Genomic DNA, 21,201 nt, shown 5'->3' with positions numbered 1-21,201 from the left:
GCGAAATACCGGCTTCCAACAATGCGAATTCCCACTTTGGGCCGGCTATTGCAATCTTAGTCTGCTCTGGAAGAGGCTGATCGAAGCCGTAACACCCAGGGGCTTGCATTAGAGCTGTCATGCCACCCAAGACGGCCGCGCAAGCTTCGTAGAGCGTGCGGACCCCGCCGCAAGAGCATGGGACCGGAGTCACTGTCAAAGCGCTAACCCCGGTCGACACAGGAGACAAAGCTTGGCTACCGTTAATTCCGGCGCGCGGCTCGACCGCCTGCCTATCAGTCGTTTTCACTGGAAGATCCTCGGCCTGATCGGCGCGGGCGCGTTTCTCGACGCGTTCGACATCTATCTCGCCAACGGCTCGCTCGCCGCGATGGTCAAGACGGGCTTCACCGATTTGCGGCTCGGCTCGTTCTTCATCTCCGCGACCTTTATGGGCATGATGATCGGCGCGGGTCTGTCGGGTTATCTCGGCGACCGCTTCGGCCGACGCTATTCGTATCAGGCGAATCTGGCTATCTTCGGTCTCGCATCACTGGCCGCGTGCTTCGCGCCGAACATCTATTGGCTGATTCTGCTGCGCTTCCTGATGGGTGTCGGGCTCGGCGCGGAACTGGTGGTAGCGGCCGGCACGCTGTGCGAATTCGTCCCGCCGGCCACGCGCGGGCGCTGGACGTCGCTGCTGGCGCTGATCATCAACTCAGGATTGCTCGGCGCGACGGCGGTCGGCTACTGGGTGATTCCTCATCTGGGCTGGCGCTATATGTTTGCGATTGCCGGCGTCGGCGCGCTCGTTGTCTGGTTCCTGCGCCATCGCATGCCGGAGTCGCCGCGTTGGCTCGAAACGGTGGGTCGGCTCGACGAAGCCGAAGCGACGGTCTCGGCGATCGAGCGAGAGGTCGAGGTGCGTGTCGGCAAGCTGCCGCCGGTGGCGCGCGTGGTGAGCCACGAAGTACCTGCGGCGCCGCTGTCTGCGCTGTTTGCGCGCGGGATGATCGGCCGCACACTGGTGGCCGCACTCACCTGTATGGCTATCAATATGTCGCTGTACGGTTTCGTGGCCTGGCTGCCGACGTTCTTCGTCAAGGAAGGGTTGACGATCGTACAGTCGCTCGGCTTTGTGCTGCTGATGTCGTTCGGCGCGCCGTTTGGCGCCGTGGTCGGCTACTTTGTGACCGACCGTATGGGACGACGTAACGGACTTGTGCTGTTTTCCATCGTGACGATCGTGCTGGCCCTGATCTATGTGCAGATGCGTGCGCCCGCGGCGATCTCACTCGTCGGGTTCGCGCTCGTCACCGCGATTTATACGGTCTGCACGCTGGGTCTGTTCGGGTATATCCCGGAGTTGTTTCCGACGGCGCATCGCTTGCGTGGTACTGGCATCGCCGGGACCTGCGGGCGGGCGGCTTCGATGACGACGCCTTATGTCGCGCTGCTGCTATACACCCATTTCGGCGTGACGGGTGTGCTTGCCATGGTCGGCGGTGTGTTGTTGCTGATGAGCGTGGCGATTCTCGCGTTGCGCATCGAGACCAGCCAGCAGACGCTCGAAGAGATTTCCCCGGATACGGAGATGTATGGCGCAGGCGGCGCGGAAGTGGCGACAGGTGGTGTGACGCGGCAGTCTGCGAGGGTGTGAGGTTTGGTTGTGGGGCCTGCCTTGGGTAATCGTCGGCAATGCGTGAGAAGAGGGCGCGTGATTTAATGTAGGTGCGGTTGGCGCGGAGCCCACGGGGTTCGACGGCTTCCGCCCACGTGGCACATCGCACAACGCGAGGCCCGCATCCGCAGCTTCCGAAGGAGATGCCCTTGACCCAGACCGAAGCCCCTGCCAATGCGCCAACGGCTACGCCGGCGCACGCGAAGTCTCACACCTACGTGCTGGTCCACGGCGCCTGGCACGGCGGCTGGTGTTGGGACGCGGTTGCGCAGATCCTCCGCTCGAACGGGCATCGCGTGTTCACGCCGACGCTAAGCGGGCTTGGCGAGCGAAGCAATCTGCTGTCGCCGCAAATCGATCTGCAGGTCTTCATTCAGGACGTCGTCGATGTGCTCGAGCAGCACGACCTCTCCGATGTGATTCTGGTCGGGCACAGCTTCGGCGGCATATCAATCGCCGGCGCGGCCGATCGCGTGCCGCAGCGTATCCGTCAACTGGTGTTTCTCGACGCAGTCGTCCTGTCTAATGGGGAGACGGCATTCTCGCGGCTCCCGCCGGAGATCGCCGCGGCGCGCAGGCAGCTGGCGCTGGAAACCAGTAACGGCTTGACCATCCCGGTACCGCCCGCGAGCGCATTCGGCGTGTTCGAGCCCGATCAGGTCGCATTGCTAGAGCGGTATTGCACACCGCATCCGTTGAAGACGTTCGACGATCCTATTGCTTTGACGGGCCCGGTGGGTGGCGCGCTTCCGAAGGTCTACATCCAGTGCGTCGATCCCGTGTACGCCCCTTTGCAAAGCAGCCGTGACTTTGTGAAAGCGCAGCAGGACTGGGCGTGGGATGAGATTGCCACGGGACACGATGCCATGGTCAGCGCGCCGGAAGCGCTGGCGGAGAAACTGATGGCGTTTGTCTGAGGGAAGCGGGGGAGTCGGCGCAGACTGCCGCTGCGCCGTCCGGGAGACGATGGCGCAGCAGGCCGTACCGAGGCTAGCCATTCGGCTAATTGAAACGCCGTTTCGCGCCCGGTTAAGATGGGTCTTTGCGTTGCTGCCGTCCGCCTGTAGGTGGTTGTCGGCGCACCGGCGCTCACTCCATCGGCTTTCGTCATGCATTTCGACTTTGTAGACCTGCGGCTCATCATCAACGTTGCCGACACGAAGAACCTTGCCCGCGCAGCGGAGCGTTCCCACCTTTCGGCACCGGCGGCGAGCAACCGGATCAAGAACCTGGAGGAGCAGCTCGGCTTCAAACTGCTCTATCGAACCAGCCAGGGGGTGACGCCGACACCAGCCGGCGAGGCGTTCGTCCACCACGCCCGGCTCGTGCTCGAGCGAGTCGAGCATCTGGCGGGCGACATGCAGGAGTACGGCGAAGGCATCAAGGGCCATGTGCGGATCTGGGCCAACACCACGGCGATCAGCGAATTTCTACCCAATGTCCTGAGCCATTTCCTGCGCGACCATCCCGATGTCAACATCGACTTGCGCGAAGTGCTGAGCGGCGAGATCGTCAAAGGCGTCGCGGATAGCGCGACCGACATCGGCATCGTTGCAGGCAACATGCACGCCGAGCATCTGGAGATGCTGCCGTATCGGGACGACCGGTTGATCCTTGTCACCTCGAAAGACCACGCACTCGCACATGAGCGTTCGGTCGATTTCGCGCAGACGCTCGAGGACAACTTCGTCGGCTTGCCCACCGCGAGCGCGATTCACGCGTTTGTGACGAGCGCGGCCGATACGCTGGGTGTGCGGCTCAAACTGCGCATTCAGGTGGGCAACTTCGAGGCGGCCTGTCGGATGATCGAGGCAGGTGTGGGCATCGGCATCGTGCCGGAGTCTGTCGCGCTGCGCCATGGAAAGACCATGCAGATTGCCCTTGTGCGCCTGAACGACGCGTGGGCGGAGCGCAAGCTGAAGATCTGCGTGCGCAGCGTCAAGGATTTGCCGCCGTTTGCGCGGGCACTGGTCGACCGGTTGATGGCGGGCAATTGAGGTATGCACTCGAAGGCGCCGGAGGCTCAAAGTGGTGTTTGAAGATATGTCCGCTGGGCGCGCGAGGCAGCCACGACCCACACGTTTCCGGATCGAGAATATTTCGTATAGGAAACGAAATTGTCCTCATCGAAAGGCTACGCACCGCCGCGAGCGGGTCCCCGGAAATCCGCCTATCCTATATGCTGCAAGCCTCCAGGCGGCGCGGACTGATGCGCCCGTGACCTGAGCCCCGGACCCCGCCGCAATTGCGCTTGCCGCCATAAACCCCCGCGTGTATAGTTTCCGAACTTACTCTTGTTTCGCATTGGAAATTTAAGGGATTCCTGTTATGAACGCTTCGACCATCCTCGCCGATCTCGGCATCGCCCAGGCGGCGCAAGCCGGCGACATCGCGGTTCATTCGCCGATCTCCGGCGAGCTCATCGGCCGCGTGACCAGCCATACCGTCGCCGACGTCGACGCGGCGCTCGCTAATGCCAAGCACGCGTTTAACGTCTGGCGCAATGTGCCGGCGCCGCGCCGCGGCGAACTGGTACGCGTGCTGGGCAACCGTCTGCGCGAGAAAAAGCAGGCGCTTGGCAGCATCATTACGCTCGAAACCGGCAAGATCCTCCAGGAAGGTCTCGGCGAAGTGCAGGAAATGATCGACATTTGCGACTTCGCGGTCGGCCTGTCGCGTCAGCTATACGGCCTGACCATCGCCTCGGAGCGTCCGGGCCACCGCATGGCCGAATCGTGGCATCCCATGGGCACCTGCGTCGTGATTTCCGCGTTCAACTTCCCGGCCGCCGTCTGGTCGTGGAATGCCGCGCTGGCGCTGGTGTGCGGCAACGCCGTGATCTGGAAGCCGTCCGAAAAGACCCCGCTCACCGCGCTGGCCGTCAACCAGATTCTCGCCGAAGCGCTGAAGGAATTCGGCGATGCGCCCGAAGGCCTCACCGCGTTGATCAACGGTGGCCGCGACGTGGGCGCGAAGCTCGTTGCCGATCCGCGTGCGTCGATCGTCAGCGCTACCGGCAGCACTGAAATGGGCCGCACGGTGGGCGTCGAAGTGGCGAAGCGCTTTGGCCGCTCGCTGCTGGAACTGGGCGGCAACAACGCCGGCATCGTCGCGCAAAGCGCCGATCATGAACTGGCCATGCGCGGCATCCTGTTCTCCGCGGTCGGCACGGCGGGCCAGCGCTGCACGTCCCTGCGCCGCCTGTTCGTGCACGACAGCGTGTATGACAAGACCATCGAGCGTCTGAAGCAGCTTTACAGCAAGGTGCCGATCGGCAACCCGCTAGAGAAGGGCACGCTGATGGGTCCGCTGATCGACAAGCAGTCGTTCAGCCGTATGCAGGAAGCGCTGCAGCAGGCGGTCGCGGAAGGCGGCAAGGTGTTCGGCGGCGAGCGCGTCGAGGTGAAGGGCTACGAAAGCGGCTATTACGTGCGCCCGGCGCTCGTCGAAATGCCGTCGCAAACGGCGGTTGTGCTGAAGGAAACCTTCGCGCCGATTCTCTACGTGCTGCGCCACTCGGACTTCGCGGATGCGGTCGACGCGAACAACGCTGCGGTGCATGGTCTGTCCTCCTGCGTGTTCACCACGGATCTGCGCGAAGCAGAGCGTTTCCTGTCCGCTGCCGGTAGCGATTGCGGGATTGCCAATGTGAACATCGGACCGAGCGGCGCGGAAATCGGCGGCGCGTTTGGCGGCGAGAAGGAAACCGGCGGCGGGCGCGAATCGGGTTCGGATGCGTGGAAGGCCTATATGCGCCGCGCGACCAACACGGTCAATTACTCGTCGGCGCTGCCGCTCGCGCAGGGTATCGACTTCAATATCGGCTGATTTTCCGGCTGATGTCCCGGCTGACCGCACGGTTCGTGCGGCCAGCGCCTGCTTTCGGTGGAGCCTTGTCGTGAGTGCGAAAGTCGTAATCATCGGCGGTGGCGTGATCGGCAGCTCGATTGCGTATTTCTTGCGGGCTTCGGACCCGACCGTGAGCGTCACCGTGATCGAGCGCGATCCGACCTATGCGCGCTCGTCGTCGGCGTTGTCGGCGGCGTCGATCCGTCAGCAGTTCTCCACACCGCTCTCGATCCAGATGTCGCTGTTCGGCATCGAGTTCTTGCGTTCAATTGGCGAGCGTCTGGAGATCGACGGGGCAAAACCTTCGATCGATCTGCATGAAGGCGGCTATCTGTTCCTTGCCACGCCGGCCGGCGAGCGCACCTTGCGCGACAATCACGCGCTGCAGAAAAGCCTTGGCGCCGACATCAGTCTGCTCGAGAAAGCGGCATTGCAGGCACGTTTCCCGTGGCTCAATACCGAGGATCTGGTGGCGGGCGCTTATGGGGAAAGCGGCGAGGGCTGGTTCGATGGCTATGGCCTCGTGCAGGCTTTGCGCAAGAAGGCGCAGGCGCTGGGCGCACGCTACGTGGCCGATGCGGTGACAGCATTGGATCGCGACGGCAAGCGTGTCACGCAAGTGGTGACGGCGGGCGGCGAGACTTTCCCCTGCGACGTGGTGGTGAATGCGGCGGGAGCGTGGTCGCGCAAGATCGCTCAGATGATCGGCATCGACATTCCGATATTCGCGCGCCGCCGCAGTATTTTCAACGTCAGTTCGCCTGCACAACTGGAACACTGTCCGTTGCTGATCGATCCGACCGGCGTCTATTTTCGGCCTGAAGGCAAGTCGTTTATCTGCGGGACGTCGCCGAGTGCGGATAACGATCCGGACGATCTGCCGCTCGACGAAGTCGACCACGCGCTGTTCGATGAGGTGATCTGGCCGACGCTGGCGCATCGCGTGCCGCAATTTGAAGCGCTGCGCGTGCAGAATTGCTGGTCGGGCTACTACGAATATAACGTTCTGGATCAGAACGCGATCATCGGCCATCATCCTGATGTCGATAACTGTATCTTCGCCAACGGGTTTAGCGGTCATGGCTTGCAGCAAGGGCCGGCCACCGGGCGCGGCGTCAGTGAGCTGATTCTGAACGGGCGTTATACGACGCTCGATCTGTCGTCGCTCAATTTTGAGCGCGTGCTGGAGAACCGGCCGATCGTCGAAAAGAATGTTGTCTAGGTGCGGACAAGTGCAGCTGCGTTGTGCGTCATGTTGCCCGCGCCTTTGGGAATGCGTTAGCTGAACCCGGCCTCGCGCCGGGTTTTTTTGCGCCGAGTGATTCCGAAAACTCAAAACGTAGTGATTAGATATCGTTTGCCGCGCGTGGGGTTGCTGACCACAATCTACGTTGGCGTTGGCTCACGGAGCGCCCCGAGCTCTTAAAGCCGAACCTTTTGCCCCACTCACTTAACTGCTGGCCACGAGCCCGCGGTCTACCGTTTCGACACCATGTTCTCGTTCACTCCACCGTTCGAAGCACCGTCTGGCTCGCCGATTCGCGAGCTGTTCAAGTACCTGGGACAGCCGGGCATGATCTCGTTTGCAGGCGGCTATCCGGCGAGCGACCTGTTCGATCGGGCAGGTCTTGATGCCGCGACAGCACGCGCGTCGGAACAGAGCGCGCTGTGTTTGCAATATGGCCCAACCGACGGCTTGCCGGTCCTCAAAGAAGAGCTTGCCAGACTGATGACGCGGCGCGGCACGCCATGTACTCCGCAGGAATTGCTGGTGACCACGGGCTCGCAGCAAGGCTTCGATCTGCTGCTGCGCGTAATGGTGGGCGCTGGTGACATCGTACTGGTCGAACAGCCGGCTTATCCGGCGACGTTGCAGGCGCTCAAGTTGCAGCAAGCCGAGGTGATTACGATCCCGGTCGATCAGGACGGCCTCGACGTGGTTGCGTTGACCGCGCTACTCGAAGCGGGCACGCTCAAGCGCGCGCCGAAGCTGCTTTACACGGTGCCCACATTCGCGAATCCGACCGGCGCGACGCTTTCCCATGACCGCCGCATTGCATTGCTGGAGCTGGCGGCGCGGCATCAGTTTCTCGTCATTGAAGATGACCCATACGGGGATCTGCGGTTTGCCGGTGAGGCGGTGCCCTCGCTGCTCGCGTTGAGTGCCCAGGTGCCCGGCTCGCGCGATTGGCTCGTGCACTTTTCGAGTTTGTCGAAGATCGTGGCGCCGGGTTTGCGAGTGGGCTGGACTGTGGCACATGCGGAGATTCTGCGGCGCTGTACGGTCGCCAAGCAGACTGTGGATCTGTGCACCTCGTCCCTGACTCAGGTGATTGCAGCGGAATATCTCGCGAGCGGCGCGCTTGAAGTGCATCTGCCGCAGATCATCGCGGCCTACGCATTGAAATGCAGGACGCTGTGCGATGGTCTCCAGACGCATCTGAAAGACGAGATTGCGTTTCATCGTCCAGCGGGCGGGATGTTCGTATGGGCGCGGCTGGGCGGTGGATTCGATGCGTCCGTTTATCTGAAGGCGTGTATCGAACAGAACGTGATGTTTGTGCCCGGCGTCGCGTTTTATAAGGACAACGTTGACCTGGCATCGCTGCGGTTGTCGTTTGCGGCACCGGGCGTGAGCGATATCGAAGAAGGTGTGCTGCGGTTGAAGCGGGCGCTTGACGCGTTTGGCGGGGCGTGACGATTGCGACGGGGCGTGCGCGTCATCGATACCCTAACCCGCCCGCAAATGCTGCAACAACGCAAACCCATGCACGCCATGTAGCCAGACATGGCCAGCCACAAACCACGCGGCGATCCACGAAGCTCCGACCACCAGCAGATCGCAGTGCCCGCTATTCCACCAGTTAAGCGAGTGACGGCCTGCAATCCATGGCACGCCAAGCGGGTTAGGCCAATCCGCGAGTAAATGCATCAAGCCGCCGCAAGCAAAGCCAAACGCAATTGCCGCAAACGGATGCGGTAGCCCAAGCCAACGATACGACAACACCAGCAACACGACCCACCCAATGCCCCAATGCGTGACGGTGCGGTGAGTGATCCACAGGCGCCGCTTGCGCGACCACCATGCCACTTCCATCCAATCGGGCGCCGTACCGCCGGCCACGGCGGCGATAAAACTCGACAACACCCACAGATGAAACGGGCCGCCCGCGCCACTGCGCGCGACGATAGCTGCAGCGATAACACCGGCCGCGAAGCCGGTAGCGTGATGTGCTTTGTTCGATGCCATCGGAAGTGCGCGGCGCCACGTGCGCCGTCTGACTACGAATACGAAGGGCCGTTATATTCGCAGATGCCCGCGCAAAAAGACAGCGCCGCGCGTGCAGTGCAGGCGCGGCGCGAGAGACTCACTCACATTCGTCAAGCGGCGAGCGCCGCGCAAAGCGCAGACGCTATGCCCGCTGCTCAAGTCGCGCAGCGCGCGATATCGAAGCGCATTTCCGGTTCCGGCGGATCGTCCGGCGAGTTGGCCGGCCGCATCACCTTGATGACGGCCCCGGCACTGGCGGGCGTAACTGTAACGAAGTAAGAGGTGTTCGAATCCGATCCAACGGCCAGTTCGGTCGCTCCGCCCACGGACGATGCCCGTACGCGCGAAAGACGGCTCTCCAGGCATTCTGTAATGTCGGAGGTGGTGCGTTGCGACGTCACGAACACCAGCGGTTGCGACGCATCGCGCGTGGGGCCGGACGAACCGCAGGCCGCAAGTGTGAGTGCAGTGGGAACGAGTAACAGAAGAAGTTTTTTCATGATCGGATCGTCGGCGCTCCCGGTCGGGCGCGGGAACTGGGCCATGGGCGGAGAACGTGGTGCTCCGCGACGAAGCCGCCGGTCAACCGCGGCGAGCGCCCGATGAGGCCTGCAGCGTGGAAGGCGGCTGCATCGAGTATACCTGCGTATGCATGACGGTTCGACACTTGTACATTTCGCGCGCCCATAAAAAAACGCACGCGTGATCGTGTCACGCGTGCGTTGTTCAGCAGTCTCAACAGACCGGATCGTTCGATCCGGTCCGCAGCTTCATTAGAAGCGGTGACGCAGACCGACGGTCGCTGCCACCTGGTTGCCGGTCGACGACGGCGACAGCGTGTTGATCATAGCCACGTTCGCGCTGCCATCGCCCAACGAGCCCGACGCATGCTGGTACACACCTTCCAGGTAGAAGTCAGTGCGCTTGCTGAGCGAGTAGTCAGCCTGCAGCGAAACGGTTTGCCACTTCGGATCGCCATCGCTCGTGCCGCCCGTCGCATGGCCGTTCGTGAACGTGTACGCCGCGTTCAGGCTCAGCGCCGGAGTCAGAGCGTACTTGCCGTTGACTTCATAGTTGTCGAGGTGCAGGTTCGTACCCGTCGGCACCGTGAAGCCCACGCCGTTCTGGTCGCCGGCGATCAGGTTGTCGTCCTGTGTGTGCGTGTACAGCAGGCCAACCGTAGCCGGACCGAACGAGTAATTCGCGCCCACGCCATACGTGCGCTGCGTTGCTGCCGTCAGGTTGGCATCGTTGCCTGCGCCTGCCGACACCGCGCCGCCCGAGTTCGAGCTGCCCAGTGAGTTGTTCATCTGCAGGTAGGCAGCTGCAACATTCAACGGGCCGTTGGTGTACGAAGCGCCGGCGCTATATGCGCGGTTGTTCGCGAACTGGCCAGCGTCGTTGCTGAAGCCGTACAAGCCGCCGAAGTGGAAACCGGCGTAGTTCGCGCTCTGGTACTTGACTGCGTTCTTGATCGAGAACGAGTTGTCGAGGTTGTCGTTGTCGAACGGGTGGGCGGCGAGGTTGTTGCCGTAGCCCGAACCTGCTTCCGACAGCGGACCGAGGTAGTCGACCACGGAGTCATATTGACGGCCGAGGGTCAGCGTACCGTACTGGTCGCTTTGCAGACCGACGAAAGCCTGACGGTTGAACAACGTGTTGCTCTCGTTGAACTGGCCGTTGTTAATGTTGAAGCCGTCTTCCAACGTGAAGATGGCATGCAGGCCGCCGCCGAGGTCTTCGCTGCCGCGCAGGCCGAAGTACGTATCCGACACCGTGCCGCTACCTTGTTGCCAGTTGTTGTGGCCACCCTGGTTGTTCGTATAGACCAGACCGGCATCCAGCGTGCCGTACAACGTGACGCTGCTTTGTGCGTGGGCGTTGATGGCGAACGCGCCCATGATGCCCGCGATGATGAGGGTTTTTTTCATGCTTTTTAACTCCGAGACAGTCCGTAGAGAATCGCGATATAGGGCTTAATGCCGACGCCGCCGGCCGCCTAGTGATTCGCAGCGAAGTGTATTCCGTCTAATCCATTGATTTACGTTGTATGGCGCAACAATGCTTTTCCGAATCAGGAATGGCGCGTTTGATCAGACGTAAGTGCAAGTAAATAAAGTGAATTTCTGTTTGATTTATTGGGCGTCACGATGTTGTCAACTGTTTTGATGTTGCACATGCGCGACGCCCGTCCCTGGCGGCTCAGCGCCTTACGGACTGTTGGCCGAACGACAGGATTCCGATTCTTAAGTTTCGCGAAAGAGATTATTCCATTTGTTGTTGCGATTACGCCGGGTTACTCGATTTACAATTAAGCGCACCCTTTGACCGAGGGTGTCTTTTTCATCTGTTTATACGCGGCCTTCGGGCCGCGTTTTTTTATTCCGTATTGAATTCGATTATAAGTTCCTGGTAATTTCGAAAAACATTTTTCTATAAATGGAAAGAATCAGCCACCTTGGCTGAAAGGCGTAGGCCGTCCTTGGCGGCCGCGCGGACAGGTAGAATCGAACCCTGAGCCTTGTGCTGATGAACCTGTTCCAAACCTGAGCGACCCTGCAATGACCGACAAGTCCCTTCCTTCGCCCGACACCGCTGCCGATTCCGCGACGGAAGACCTCCCCGAAGTGCCCGAGATCCAGCACGAAGCGCGTTTGTGGCGCGATGACGGCTGGACGGCGCGCGTCATCAAGAACGAAGACGACGACGGCTGGGCGGTGGAAATGATCAAGGACGGCGAGGCGGAGCCTGCGCTGGTCGGACCATGGACGATGGGACGTGACAAGAAGAACCCGAAGCCGCTCGATACGGGTGCTTTCAATACGTTGGTGAAGACGGCGTCGGAGGTATTGCGCCGCCATGAGCAGCAGCTGCACGCCATGCTGCACAAACGGGTCACAGTGGATTCGCCGTCCGGCGACGGGGAACTGGCGGTCACGCTCGACATCGTGCCGAGCGAAGATGATCCCTACGCGTTGTTGACCGCGTTCGACGCTTTTGGCGAGCAGCTCGCGCAGGTGAAGGTGGCGCCTAACTTCAAGCTAGGCAAAGCAAACGCTACCGCGTGGGTGGCGGACGGCTTTCGGCGTCCGGGCTGAGTCCGCGCTAAACCGGGGTTAGATCTCCGGGCGCGGCACTCACGCCCGTTCTCAATTCCGCTTGCAGAAAATTGCCGTGACGTGCGGGGCGACGTGATGCACGATTGCCGCGGTGCTGCCGGCCTGCGTGACCGCCTCCTGCACGCTCGAATCGCTGCCCCACACCACGGCGCCGTAAGCTGAATTGGCAAGCGGCTCGCCGTCGCCGGTACGGAACATCGGATCGTCCTTCTCGAAGCCGACCACCGCGAACACGTGAAAGCCGAAGGCGGTCAGGTCGGCGCCTTTGGCCGGCTTGAATGCGTTGATCGAATTGCTTTCGACGCGCATCGGCGTTGCCTCGATCAGTTGCTGCTGGGCGAGGTCCGCGATGAACTGATGTCCGGATTCGTTGCAGGCAAGCGACGCGTCGAGCGCCGTGGCGGCGTGGCCGGCAAGCGGCAGGGCTGTCGCAGACAAGACGAGCAGGGCGGTCGAAAAAACGTGCTTCATGGCCTTCGGGGTAGCGTGGTCGAAATGGCAAATTCGCCGCACGGCAAGGCTGGAAGGGCCGCCGCGCGGGGTTGCGCATCTGGATTACACGGCGTTACAGGCGCAACTGGATTCGCACTTTACCAACGTTCGGGGATTCGTGCTGAAGTCCGCTCCTGTCAACGGTTAGAGGGATTTTTGTTGCGGAGAAGAGCAGGATTTCCTGTAACCGTATATATTTCCGGGTTATGAATTCGCGACCAATATCCCTAAAAAACGTTCCGGTCCCAAAAACGTGGGACGCGAGGCTTGCCCGCCGGCTCGTGACGCCGCTTGTGAACACGTTTGTCACCCCTAATCACCTGACCACCCTGCGCCTCCTGATTGGCGTCGCGGGCGCGCTGGGCTTGGCCCGTGGCGGGTTTGTATGGGCCAATGCAGGCGCACTGCTGATCGTGCTGTCGAACTTCGTCGACCACACGGACGGCGAGCTCGCGCGCATCAGCGGCAAGTCGAGCCGGATCGGTCATTTTTACGACCTGGCGTGCGACGCCCTCGTGACGGTCCTGCTGTTCGTTGGCTTGGGCCTTGGCATTGGCCCGGTGCACGAAGTCGGCCGGGTCCTGCCGGGCGGGTTCCTTGGAGGACTGGCCGGAGTGGCGGTCGCCGTGATTTTCTTCCTGCGTATGCGGATTGAAGACATGGAAGGAAAATCGGGCACCAAACAGGCATCGGTGGCCGGTTTCGAGACCGAAGACGTGCTGTACCTGCTGCCACTCGTCACGCTGACGGGCATCATCACGCCGTTCGTGGTGGCTGCCTCGATCGGCGCGCCGCTTTTTGCCATCTGGGTGATCGTCGACTATCGCCGCGCGCTGCGTCGCAATGCACGCCCCGTGGCCGAGACCAGTCAGATGCAGGTTAGTCAATGAGTACGCAGGCCGAAGAGCACGTGGTCAGCCAGGCTTCGTTCCAGCAGGTATCCGGCGCACCAGCACCCGCGGCCGCTCCCGAGGCGGATCGCGCAGTCGCCGGCCGTACACGCCAGTTCGACACGGCCGGTCTGCGCAAGGACTTCGCCGATCAGGGCGCCTTCCTCTACATGGAAGACTTCCTGGCGCCCGAGGTGACGGCGCAACTGGTGCATAGCGCCCGCGCGTTGCTCGACGAGGTGAACCGCAATTACCTGCCGGGCCACAAGCAGGGCGGCAGCGTCAGCCGTCACACGATCGACCGTCTCGCGCCGTTTATTGCCGAGCTGTATCGCTCGAAAGAGCTGATCGGCTGGCTGGAGCAGTTGAGCGGCGACAAGCTGATGGTTTCGCCGGCGGACGATCCGCACGCCTATGCGCTGTACTACTACATGCGGCCGGGCGACCATATTGGCTGGCACTACGACACCTCTTACTACGACGGCCGTCGCTATACGCTGCTGCTTGGCGTGATCGACGAGTCGTCGTGCCGTCTCGATTACGAACTGCATACGCGCAACCCGGACGTGCCGGACGTGCCTGGCTCCGTGCAGATTCCACCGGGCGGCCTGGTGTTTTTCGACGGCGACAAGCTGCGCCACCGCATCACGCCGGCTGGCGCCAACGAATTCCGCGTCTCGCTGACGTTCGAATACGTTACCGATCCGAACATGCGCCCGTGGCGGCGTTTCATCTCGAACATGAAAGACGCGATCGCCTACTTCGGCTTCCGCCAGGTGTTCCGTCAGATGGTCAAAGGCAAAGGGGCCGGCGCATGACTCGCGCGGCCGTGATCCTGCTGACGATCGGCGTGGCGCTGTTCGTCGCGCTGCTCGCCTGGCAGGGCCTTGGTTCCGTTACGTCGACGCTGATGGTGGCGGGTTGGGGCCTGGCGCTGGTGGCCGCATTCCATCTCGTGCCGCTGGTGCTCGATTCGGCGGCGATCGCCGTGCTGTTCGACCGCCGGCGCGACGGTGTAAGCGCGCTCGATGCGCTGCTGGCGCGCTGGACCGGCGAGTCGGTCAACAGCCTGTTGCCGGCCGGACAGATTGGCGGCCCTGTGGTGATCGTGCGGCAACTGTCGCAACGCGGCATGCGCATGCGCGATGCGGCCGCCGCGATCACGGTCAGCACCACGCTGCAGGCGCTCGCGCAAATCGTCTTTGCCGTGCTCGGCCTGCTGCTGTTCGGCGCCTACGCGGCGCAAGGCGCGCTGCACGATCTGCGCACCGCAACTTTTATTGCCACCGCTATACTCGCCGGAATGATTGCGCTGTTCTTCTTCGCCCAGCGGCGCGGCCTGTTTGGACGGCTTTTGCGAGTGGTGTCGAAGGTGTTCGGCAAGCGCGACTGGTCGTCGCTCACGATGCGCGCTGACGCCGTCGATGGTGCCGTGCAGGCGCTCTATCGCGACCGCGCCCGCGTGTTGGCGAGTTTTGCGCTGAGCCTGGTAGGCTGGATCGTCGGCACCGTGGAAGTGTGGCTTGCGCTGCGCTTCCTCGGTCATCCGGTAGGCTGGATCGATGCGTTGCTGCTCGAAAGCCTGGGTCAGGCAATTCGCGGCGCTGCGTTTGCGATTCCCGGTTCGCTTGGCGTGCAGGAGGGCGGTTATCTGCTGCTCGCGCCGCTCGTCGGCTTGCCGCCGGAGGCGGCGCTGGCGCTGTCGCTTGCCAAGCGCGCCCGTGAACTCCTGCTTGGCTTGCCGGGCCTGTTGTACTTGCATTTCAGTGAAAGAAACTGGCAGCGTCGGCGCGCGACGCAGGTGCCGGCTGTCGACAAATCTTACTTTTAGAAAGGGACCGCGCATGCGTGCCATTATTCTCGCTGCGGGCCTTGGCCTGCGTCTCCAGCTTCCGCCTGGTGAACAGTTCCCGAAGTGTCTGCTGCAGTTCGACGGCGTGAGCCTGCTCGAGCGGCATCTGCAGATGCTCGAAACCGCTGGCGTGACCGACGTCGTGCTGGCGCTCGGTTTCCAGCCGGAACTGGTCGCGGCAGAGCTGAAGCGCATCAACTGGCCGCACCCGGTCGAGACGGTGATCAATCCGCGTTTCGACCTCGGCAGCGTGTTGACGGTGCACACCGTAGCGGACGCATTGACGCGCGGCGGCGACGTCTTGCTGATGGACGCCGACGTGCTGTATGACGAGCGCATCCTGAACGCCCTGGTGGCGGGCGAAACGGCAAACCGGCTGCTGATCGACCGTGATTTCGAAGCGGGCGACGAGCCCGTCAAGCTGTGTCTGAAAGACGGCGTGCCGGTCGAGTTGCGCAAGCAGCTCGCGGTGAACCTCGAATACGACACGATTGGCGAGTCGGTCGGGTTCTTCCGTTTCCGCGAGCAAACGGCGCAGCGCTTTGCGCAGATCGTGGCGGGCTACATCGATAGCGGCCGCTCGAATCTGCCACACGAAGAGGCCGTGCGCGATCTGCTGCTCGAGGGCAGCCAGGTGTTCGATACTGCCGACGTGACCGGCGCACCGTGGATCGAGATCGACTTTCCGAATGACGTTGTGCGTGCCCGCACCGAGATCCTGCCGCAATTGCAGCCGCTGGTCACGGCGCCGCGTTAAGGTCCGCTTCCCGCTTTTCTATGCGATGTGAGTGTGCCGGCTGATGCCGGCACATTTCTTTTCTGCACGCTTCGTTGCATCCTCAACCATCTCGCACAGATCCCGCGCGGGGTCATCACAGCATGCTGTGCTGTGTAAATCACCTTCCTTAACAACATCTGTTGCCGGGGCAATGCGATAATTGCGCCTTTACGCCGACGGTTTCGTCAGCCGTCGTCTCGCCAATGCCTCTCGCCCTGGGTGCATTCATCGTTCCGTTGATCGTCGCATGTGCGATGTTCATGGAAAACGTGGACGGCACAGTCATCGTGACGTCGCTCCCCGTCCTCGCGCGCGACCTCGGCCAAAGTCCCATTACCCTTAAGCTTGCCATCACGAGTTACGTGATCGGCCTCGGCGTCTTTATTCCCATCTGCGGTTGGGTGGCCGACCGCTTCGGCTCACGCACGGTGTTTCGCACGGCAATCGGCATCTTCATGACCGGCTCGCTGATGTGCGCTGCGTCGAGTTCGCTCGGCACGTTTGTGTTTGCGCGTTTCGTGCAGGGACTTGGCGGTGCGTTGATGGTGCCGGTCGGACGCATCATCATTTTCCGCTCGCTGCCGAAGTCGGAGTTCATCCGGGCCATGAACTACCTGACGGTGCCCGCGTTGCTCGGCCCCGTGCTTGGACCGCCGCTCGGCGGGTTCATCACCACGTATCTGCATTGGCGCCTGATCTTTTTCATCAACATTCCGATCGGCGTGCTCGGCATCTGGCTCACGAACAAGCACATCGCCAATGTCCACGAGGCGCATCCGGGACGGCTCGACTGGTTCGGTTTCGTATTGTCGGCGGCCGGCGCTTCGCTGTTTATGCTGGGCGCGTCGCTGGTGGGCGGCGAACTGGTGTCGAACAGTCTGTCGCTCGGTATGTGCGTGGCCGGCGCCGCGTTGCTGCTCGTGTACTGGTTGTATGCGAGCCGTGTTGAACTGCCGGTGCTCGATCTGCGTCTGCTGCGCATTCCGAGCTTCCATGCAAGCGTGCTGGGTGGCTCGCTGTTTCGCATTGGTCTTGGCGCGGTGCCGTTTCTGCTGCCATTAGCGTTGCAGGAAGGGCTTGGCATGACGGCCTTCGTGTCAGGTTCAATTACCTGTGCTTCAGCGTTCGGCGCGTTCTTCATGAAGGCGGCCGCCTCGCGGGTGCTGGAGCGCTTCGGATTCCGCCAGGTGCTGATGGTCAATGCGGGCCTGGCGGGCCTGGCGATCGCGGTCTACGGACTGTTTTTCCCCGGCATGCCGCATTGGGCGATCTGGTGCATCGTGCTGTTCGGCGGCTTCTTCCCGTCGCTGCAGTTCACCTCGCTGAATACGCTTGCTTATGCGGATATCCCGGCCCGCGACATCGGCCGTGCCACTAGCGTGGCGAGCGTGATCCAGCAGATCTCGCTTGGGCTCGGCGTGACGATCGGCGGTATCGTGCTGGAGATTTCGCACCATCTGCAGGGTCATCCGGCGATTGTGTGGTCGGACTTCTGGCCGGCGTTTCTGGTGGTGGGTTTGTTCTCAGTGGGTTCGATTCCTGTTACGGCGCGTCTGCCGCAGGGTAGTGGCGATGAGATCGCAAAGGGCAGCCGGGGCCGCGCCTAAGCGTGCAAAGTTAGGACTACAGGTTTTGCCTTCGCAAACGTTGGTGAGCGTGCTATAAGCCCAAGGCAGAGGTTTTGTTTAGTCAGGGAATGGTCAAGGAGGACAGTCAATGTCAGTAGGCAAAGTAAAGTTGTCTGCTTGCGCATTTGCGTTAGCAGCATTCCTTACCGTATCGAGCGGGTTCCTCGAAGCGGTGCCGGCGTACGCGAAGACTTCGGATCAGCAACCCGCAGTTCTCGATGCTTCGGCCGTTGCCGTGGCCGACAAGTTTAGCGCCGATGCCGCTGAGCAGATCTTCAAGGAAGGCGGCAATGCCGTCGACGCCGCCGTGGCGATTGCCTTTACGCTTGCCGTGACGTATCCGGAAGCTGGCAACATTGGCGGTGGTGGCTTTATGACGCTGTATGTCAACGGCAAACCGTACTTTCTCGACTATCGCGAGAAAGCGCCGCTTGCGGCCACACGCAATATGTATCTCGACGACAAGGGCGAGGTCGTCAAAGGCATGAGCCTGTTCGGTTATCGCGCGGTGGGTGTGCCGGGCACGGTCGAAGGCATGTGGGAAGCGCAGCGCCGTTTCGGCAAGCTGAAGTGGAAGCAGGTGCTGGCTCCGGCCATCAAGTACGCTACAGACGGCTTCGAAGTGAGCGAACAGTTGCAGCAGCGTCGTGACGATGCCGCTAAAGACTTTGCAGGCAAGACCAACTTCGATACCTACTTTGGTAATCTCAAGCAGGGCGTCACCTTCAAGCAGGCGGACCTTGCCGCTGTGCTGACGCGTATTGCCAATCAGGGTGCCAAAGACTTCTACGATGGCAAGACCGCCGACCTGATCGCCACGTCTATGCGCGGCCACGGTTTGATCACGAAAGAGGATCTGCATGAGTACAAGGCCATCTGGCGTGAGCCGGTTCAGGCCGACTGGAACGGCTATCACGTGATCACCGCGCCGCCGCCGAGCTCAGGCGGTGTCGGTCTCGTGCAATTGCTAAAGATGAAGGCGGATATCGCACCTGACTTCAAGGACGTGCCGCTCAACTCGGCGCAGTATGTGCACCTGATTGCGGAAATCGAAAAGCGTGTATTTGCCGACCGTGCCCAGTACATGGGCGACCCTGATTTCTACAAGGTGCCGGTGGCGCAGTTGATCGACGATGCGTACCTTGCCAAACGCGCCGCCGACGTTAACCCCACGACTCCATCGGACACAAAGAGTGTGCAGCCAGGACTCGGCACCTCGATGCCGGAGAAGGCCGAGACCACGCATTTCTCGGTGATCGACAAGTGGGGTAACGCGGTATCGAACACCTATACGCTCAATGGCTATTTCGGCTCGGGCGTCGTGGTGGACGGCACAGGGATCGTGCTCAACGATGAAATGGACGACTTCTCCGCCAAGCCGGGGGTGGCGAACCAGTTTGGCGTGGTGGGCAGCGATGCGAATGCGATCGCGCCGAAGAAGCGTCCGCTTTCGTCGATGACGCCGACTATCCTGACGAAGGACGGCAAGGTGTCGCTGGTGATCGGCACGCCGGGTGGCTCGCGCATCTTCACGTCGATTTTCCAGGTGATCAACAACGTCTACGACTTCAACATGCCGTTGCCCGACGCAGTCGCCGCGATGCGCTTTCATCACCAGTTGTTGCCGCCTAACACGATCTTCTGGGAGCCGTACAAGCCGATTACCGGCGATCTCGCGCAGCAGATCGAGGCAAAGGGTTACGTGTTGAAAGGCCAGGATTTCAGCGGCGATATCCAGGTCATCAAGGTCAATGGCGATACGCCGGAGCCGGCTGCCGATCCGCGTGGCCGCGGTGTGACGCGAGTGGTTCAGTGAGCGTTTGAAATGGCGGCGGCGGGCGCGCGTTCAGCACTGCACCGCCGCCATGCAGTGCAGCACGAGACGGCTCGAGCAGTCGACGCGCGATGCGCTTACAACTCCGTAAACCGCCCGAGGAAGCGCGCCCAGGCGGTCTTATCGGCCTCCGAGAGGGCTGAGTTCGACGTGACGCCGAATGCCTCTTCGCGGGCTTTGACGCAGGCGTCGATAAATTGCTGCAGGGCGTCGCGATCGGCAAACACCAGTTCGCGTCGCGATGCGGCAATTTCAACGCGCGCCGGCGTTTTCGTCACACGCGGCACGCCGGAGTCGTCGTAGTCGGCGGTGTTCCGCGTGACTCGCACCTGATAGTTGCTTGTCACATCGCTCTCCTGTGTCGGCGTTGGCGCTAAAGCACCTGCGCCGATCCCATGCAGTTTGAATGCGCTCGAGGGTCGGTTCCCTCAGTATAGAAAATCGCCGTGACACTGGTGCGTTTCTTCGCATCAATCTCAACTCGTCTGTTCGACCGGCGTCAGCGTCAGCTCGAGCCGCTGCGCGCCGCGCAACACCGTCATATTGACCGGACGGTCGATGCGCGACGCATCCAGCACCCGTTGCAGGCTATCGACCCCGTCGACGGGCAGCGCATCGATCGCGACGATCGTGTCGTCCGTGCGCAGTCCACCGAGCGCGGCCGGGCTCGCCTTGACGATTTCCATCACCCGCACGCCGGTCTCCGAGTTCAATCCAAAGTAGCGTTGTACACGCCGCGACAGCGGCGTCGTGGTGCCCGCTACGCCGATATACGCACGGCGCACGCGGCCATGCGCGAAGATCTGCATGATGACCCACTTGGCGGTGTCGATTGCGGTGGCAAAGCAGATGGCCTGAGCACCGGGGATGATGGCCGTGTTCACGCCAATCACCTGACCCGCCGAGTTGATCAACGGACCGCCTGAATTGCCGGGATTCAAGGCCGCGTCGGTCTGGATCACGTCGTAGATCATGCGGCCCGAGTTCGAGCGCAGCGAGCGGCCGAGGGCGGACACCACGCCGGTCGTGACGGTCTGCTGGAGGCCGAGCGGGTTGCCAACCGCAATCGCAATCTGACCGACCCGCAGCCGCCCGGATTCGCCGAGCTCGACGTGCGGCAATGGTTCGGCCGAGCCGATCCGCAGCACGGCGAGGTCGCTGCCGGGGTCGTCGCCGACCAGATCGGCGTCGAACTGGCTGCCGTCCGCGAGGGTCACGCGGATCTGCGCGGCGCCGTGCACGACATGACTATTGGTCAGCAGGTAGCCGTCAGGTGTGAACAGAAAGCCCGAGCCGGTGCCGCCGCGTGTGCCGCGGCCACCGGGGTTGGCGGGGGTTCGGTGTTCGACGGAAATGAAGACGACTGCCTGCTGGACGCGCTCCAGCGCGCCGATCACGGTGCGCGAGTAGGCGTCGAGCAGGGCGTCGTCGGATAGCGCGGACGGGCCAGTGGACCCGCCAGGCGCAACGGGCTCAGACGCCGCGCGCGACAGGTCGTCGATAAAACGGGGACGGCTTCCCATGGTGAAGCTCCGGACAAGGCGGGAGCGTAACTGCAGGGCTGTCTGCCGGTTTTCAAGGCACGGGAAAGGGCGTGAGAAACTGGCCGTAGGCCAATTTAAAGGTGGCCAAAACTGGTTATCATGGTTTGCATACGACGCTTTGCGCGCAGATCAGCGTCCGGATGGGCGGAAATCATCCGTGGCGGCCCTTCAGGCGCTACGTATGTCGCCCCAGTAATAACAGTGACACCTCGGTACTCGATAATCGGGCGGTTGCCGCAGCGGTTCGCGCGGTGCGCCTACCTATTCCCCGTTTCAGGAGAGTC

19 protein-coding genes are annotated in these 21,201 nt (G+C 61.9%); 13 read left to right on the top strand and 6 right to left on the bottom strand.

All coding sequences use genetic code 11. The features are described 5' to 3' along the window. Nucleotides 1-232: 232 nt before the first annotated feature. The 6 genes from P3T24_RS36210 (at nucleotide 233) to P3T24_RS36185 (ending at nucleotide 8,207) form a co-directional block, all read left to right on the top strand. Nucleotides 233-1,639 (top strand): MFS transporter, encoded by a 1,407-nt coding sequence (locus P3T24_RS36210; RefSeq protein WP_429441577.1) that lies wholly within the window; start codon nucleotides 233-235, stop codon nucleotides 1,637-1,639. A gap of 164 nt (nucleotides 1,640-1,803) precedes the next feature. Beyond that, complete coding sequence (locus P3T24_RS36205; RefSeq protein ID WP_429441575.1) at nucleotides 1,804-2,577, top strand: alpha/beta fold hydrolase; 774 nt, start codon at nucleotides 1,804-1,806, stop codon at nucleotides 2,575-2,577. A 192-nt stretch (nucleotides 2,578-2,769) separates the two neighbouring features. Continuing rightward, on the top strand, nucleotides 2,770-3,657 hold the full coding sequence (locus P3T24_RS36200; protein ID WP_074266358.1) for a LysR family transcriptional regulator: 888 nt from the start codon (nucleotides 2,770-2,772) through the stop codon (nucleotides 3,655-3,657). Between the two features lie 331 nt (nucleotides 3,658-3,988). Continuing rightward, on the top strand, nucleotides 3,989-5,488 hold the full coding sequence (gene amaB / locus P3T24_RS36195; RefSeq protein ID WP_429441573.1) for an L-piperidine-6-carboxylate dehydrogenase: 1,500 nt from the start codon (nucleotides 3,989-3,991) through the stop codon (nucleotides 5,486-5,488). Nucleotides 5,489-5,558: 70 nt separating this feature from the next. Further along, nucleotides 5,559-6,731: an NAD(P)/FAD-dependent oxidoreductase gene (locus tag P3T24_RS36190; RefSeq protein WP_429441572.1), complete on the top strand. Its 1,173-nt coding sequence runs from the start codon at nucleotides 5,559-5,561 to the stop codon at nucleotides 6,729-6,731. Nucleotides 6,732-7,001: 270 nt separating this feature from the next. Next, nucleotides 7,002-8,207 (top strand): PLP-dependent aminotransferase family protein, encoded by a 1,206-nt coding sequence (locus tag P3T24_RS36185; RefSeq protein ID WP_429441570.1) that lies wholly within the window; start codon nucleotides 7,002-7,004, stop codon nucleotides 8,205-8,207. A gap of 33 nt (nucleotides 8,208-8,240) precedes the next feature. On the opposite strand, the gene P3T24_RS36180 is transcribed toward P3T24_RS36185, so the two are convergent. From P3T24_RS36180 to P3T24_RS36170, 3 genes are all read right to left on the bottom strand, one after another. Continuing rightward, nucleotides 8,241-8,759, bottom strand: coding sequence for a metal-dependent hydrolase (locus P3T24_RS36180; RefSeq protein ID WP_074266354.1), 519 nt, complete (start codon nucleotides 8,757-8,759; stop codon nucleotides 8,241-8,243). Between the two features lie 176 nt (nucleotides 8,760-8,935). Next, entirely contained in the window at nucleotides 8,936-9,280 is a 345-nt protein-coding gene (locus P3T24_RS36175; protein WP_429441568.1) for a sugar ABC transporter ATPase, read from the bottom strand. A gap of 273 nt (nucleotides 9,281-9,553) precedes the next feature. Next, a complete protein-coding gene (locus tag P3T24_RS36170) occupies nucleotides 9,554-10,711 on the bottom strand; it encodes a porin (RefSeq protein WP_074266352.1) in 1,158 nt (385 codons plus the stop codon). A 630-nt stretch (nucleotides 10,712-11,341) separates the two neighbouring features. Here P3T24_RS36170 and P3T24_RS36165 point away from each other — a divergent pair. Further along, nucleotides 11,342-11,878: a hypothetical protein gene (locus P3T24_RS36165; protein WP_429441566.1), complete on the top strand. Its 537-nt coding sequence runs from the start codon at nucleotides 11,342-11,344 to the stop codon at nucleotides 11,876-11,878. 51 nt (nucleotides 11,879-11,929) lie between these two features. Here P3T24_RS36165 and P3T24_RS36160 read toward each other — a convergent pair whose 3' ends face one another. Continuing rightward, a complete protein-coding gene (locus P3T24_RS36160) occupies nucleotides 11,930-12,370 on the bottom strand; it encodes a hypothetical protein (protein WP_429441564.1) in 441 nt (146 codons plus the stop codon). A 227-nt stretch (nucleotides 12,371-12,597) separates the two neighbouring features. Between P3T24_RS36160 and P3T24_RS36155 the strand changes: the two genes are divergently transcribed. From P3T24_RS36155 to ggt, 6 genes are all read left to right on the top strand, one after another. Next, nucleotides 12,598-13,281 carry a CDP-alcohol phosphatidyltransferase family protein gene (locus tag P3T24_RS36155; RefSeq protein ID WP_429286114.1) on the top strand — a complete coding sequence of 228 codons (684 nt, stop codon included), beginning with the start codon at nucleotides 12,598-12,600 and terminating at the stop codon, nucleotides 13,279-13,281. Then, a complete protein-coding gene (locus P3T24_RS36150; RefSeq protein WP_429441563.1) occupies nucleotides 13,278-14,099 on the top strand; it encodes a HalD/BesD family halogenase in 822 nt (273 codons plus the stop codon). The genes P3T24_RS36155 and P3T24_RS36150 overlap by 4 nt, the downstream gene beginning before the upstream one ends. After that, nucleotides 14,096-15,112: a flippase-like domain-containing protein gene (locus P3T24_RS36145; protein ID WP_429286112.1), complete on the top strand. Its 1,017-nt coding sequence runs from the start codon at nucleotides 14,096-14,098 to the stop codon at nucleotides 15,110-15,112. Before P3T24_RS36150 ends, P3T24_RS36145 begins: the two co-directional genes overlap by 4 nt. A gap of 13 nt (nucleotides 15,113-15,125) precedes the next feature. Then, a complete protein-coding gene (locus P3T24_RS36140; protein WP_429408468.1) occupies nucleotides 15,126-15,890 on the top strand; it encodes an NTP transferase domain-containing protein in 765 nt (254 codons plus the stop codon). A gap of 224 nt (nucleotides 15,891-16,114) precedes the next feature. Next, on the top strand, nucleotides 16,115-17,518 hold the full coding sequence (locus tag P3T24_RS36135; RefSeq protein WP_429286110.1) for an MFS transporter: 1,404 nt from the start codon (nucleotides 16,115-16,117) through the stop codon (nucleotides 17,516-17,518). Between the two features lie 109 nt (nucleotides 17,519-17,627). Beyond that, on the top strand, nucleotides 17,628-19,355 hold the full coding sequence (gene ggt / locus P3T24_RS36130; protein ID WP_429441561.1) for a gamma-glutamyltransferase: 1,728 nt from the start codon (nucleotides 17,628-17,630) through the stop codon (nucleotides 19,353-19,355). A 95-nt stretch (nucleotides 19,356-19,450) separates the two neighbouring features. Here ggt and P3T24_RS36125 read toward each other — a convergent pair whose 3' ends face one another. Further along, on the bottom strand, nucleotides 19,451-19,720 hold the full coding sequence (locus P3T24_RS36125) for a hypothetical protein (protein WP_429441559.1): 270 nt from the start codon (nucleotides 19,718-19,720) through the stop codon (nucleotides 19,451-19,453). Nucleotides 19,721-19,849: 129 nt separating this feature from the next. Further along, the gene (locus tag P3T24_RS36120; protein WP_074266330.1) at nucleotides 19,850-20,896 is read right to left on the bottom strand and encodes a S1C family serine protease; all 1,047 of its coding nucleotides are present in this window, start codon (nucleotides 20,894-20,896) and stop codon (nucleotides 19,850-19,852) included. Nucleotides 20,897-21,201: the final 305 nt, after the last annotated feature.

The sequence above is a fragment of the Paraburkholderia sp. GAS33 genome (assembly GCF_050436645.1).
Lineage (GTDB): Bacteria > Pseudomonadota > Gammaproteobacteria > Burkholderiales > Burkholderiaceae > Paraburkholderia > Paraburkholderia phenazinium_B.
The sequence above is the reverse complement of the archived record's forward strand: the minus strand, read 5'-3'. Positions and strand labels throughout refer to the sequence as shown.

Bases quoted from the DNA above. Each gene is read 5' to 3' on its own strand.
- P3T24_RS36150 (WP_429441563.1), top strand. From the start codon at position 13,278: ATGAGTACGCAGGCCGAAGAGCACGTGGTCAGCCAGGCTTCGTTCCAG.
- amaB (WP_429441573.1), top strand. From the start codon at position 3,989: ATGAACGCTTCGACCATCCTCGCCGATCTCGGCATCGCCCAGGCGGCG.
- P3T24_RS36175 (WP_429441568.1), bottom strand. From the start codon at position 9,280: ATGAAAAAACTTCTTCTGTTACTCGTTCCCACTGCACTCACACTTGCG.
- ggt (WP_429441561.1), top strand. From the start codon at position 17,628: ATGTCAGTAGGCAAAGTAAAGTTGTCTGCTTGCGCATTTGCGTTAGCA.
- P3T24_RS36205 (WP_429441575.1), top strand. From the start codon at position 1,804: ATGCCCTTGACCCAGACCGAAGCCCCTGCCAATGCGCCAACGGCTACG.
- P3T24_RS36140 (WP_429408468.1), top strand. From the start codon at position 15,126: ATGCGTGCCATTATTCTCGCTGCGGGCCTTGGCCTGCGTCTCCAGCTT.
- P3T24_RS36145 (WP_429286112.1), top strand. From the start codon at position 14,096: ATGACTCGCGCGGCCGTGATCCTGCTGACGATCGGCGTGGCGCTGTTC.
- P3T24_RS36135 (WP_429286110.1), top strand. From the start codon at position 16,115: ATGCCTCTCGCCCTGGGTGCATTCATCGTTCCGTTGATCGTCGCATGT.
- P3T24_RS36170 (WP_074266352.1), bottom strand. From the start codon at position 10,711: ATGAAAAAAACCCTCATCATCGCGGGCATCATGGGCGCGTTCGCCATC.
- P3T24_RS36120 (WP_074266330.1), bottom strand. From the start codon at position 20,896: ATGGGAAGCCGTCCCCGTTTTATCGACGACCTGTCGCGCGCGGCGTCT.
- P3T24_RS36200 (WP_074266358.1), top strand. From the start codon at position 2,770: ATGCATTTCGACTTTGTAGACCTGCGGCTCATCATCAACGTTGCCGAC.
- P3T24_RS36180 (WP_074266354.1), bottom strand. From the start codon at position 8,759: ATGGCATCGAACAAAGCACATCACGCTACCGGCTTCGCGGCCGGTGTT.
- P3T24_RS36185 (WP_429441570.1), top strand. From the start codon at position 7,002: ATGTTCTCGTTCACTCCACCGTTCGAAGCACCGTCTGGCTCGCCGATT.
- P3T24_RS36160 (WP_429441564.1), bottom strand. From the start codon at position 12,370: ATGAAGCACGTTTTTTCGACCGCCCTGCTCGTCTTGTCTGCGACAGCC.
- P3T24_RS36155 (WP_429286114.1), top strand. From the start codon at position 12,598: ATGAATTCGCGACCAATATCCCTAAAAAACGTTCCGGTCCCAAAAACG.
- P3T24_RS36165 (WP_429441566.1), top strand. From the start codon at position 11,342: ATGACCGACAAGTCCCTTCCTTCGCCCGACACCGCTGCCGATTCCGCG.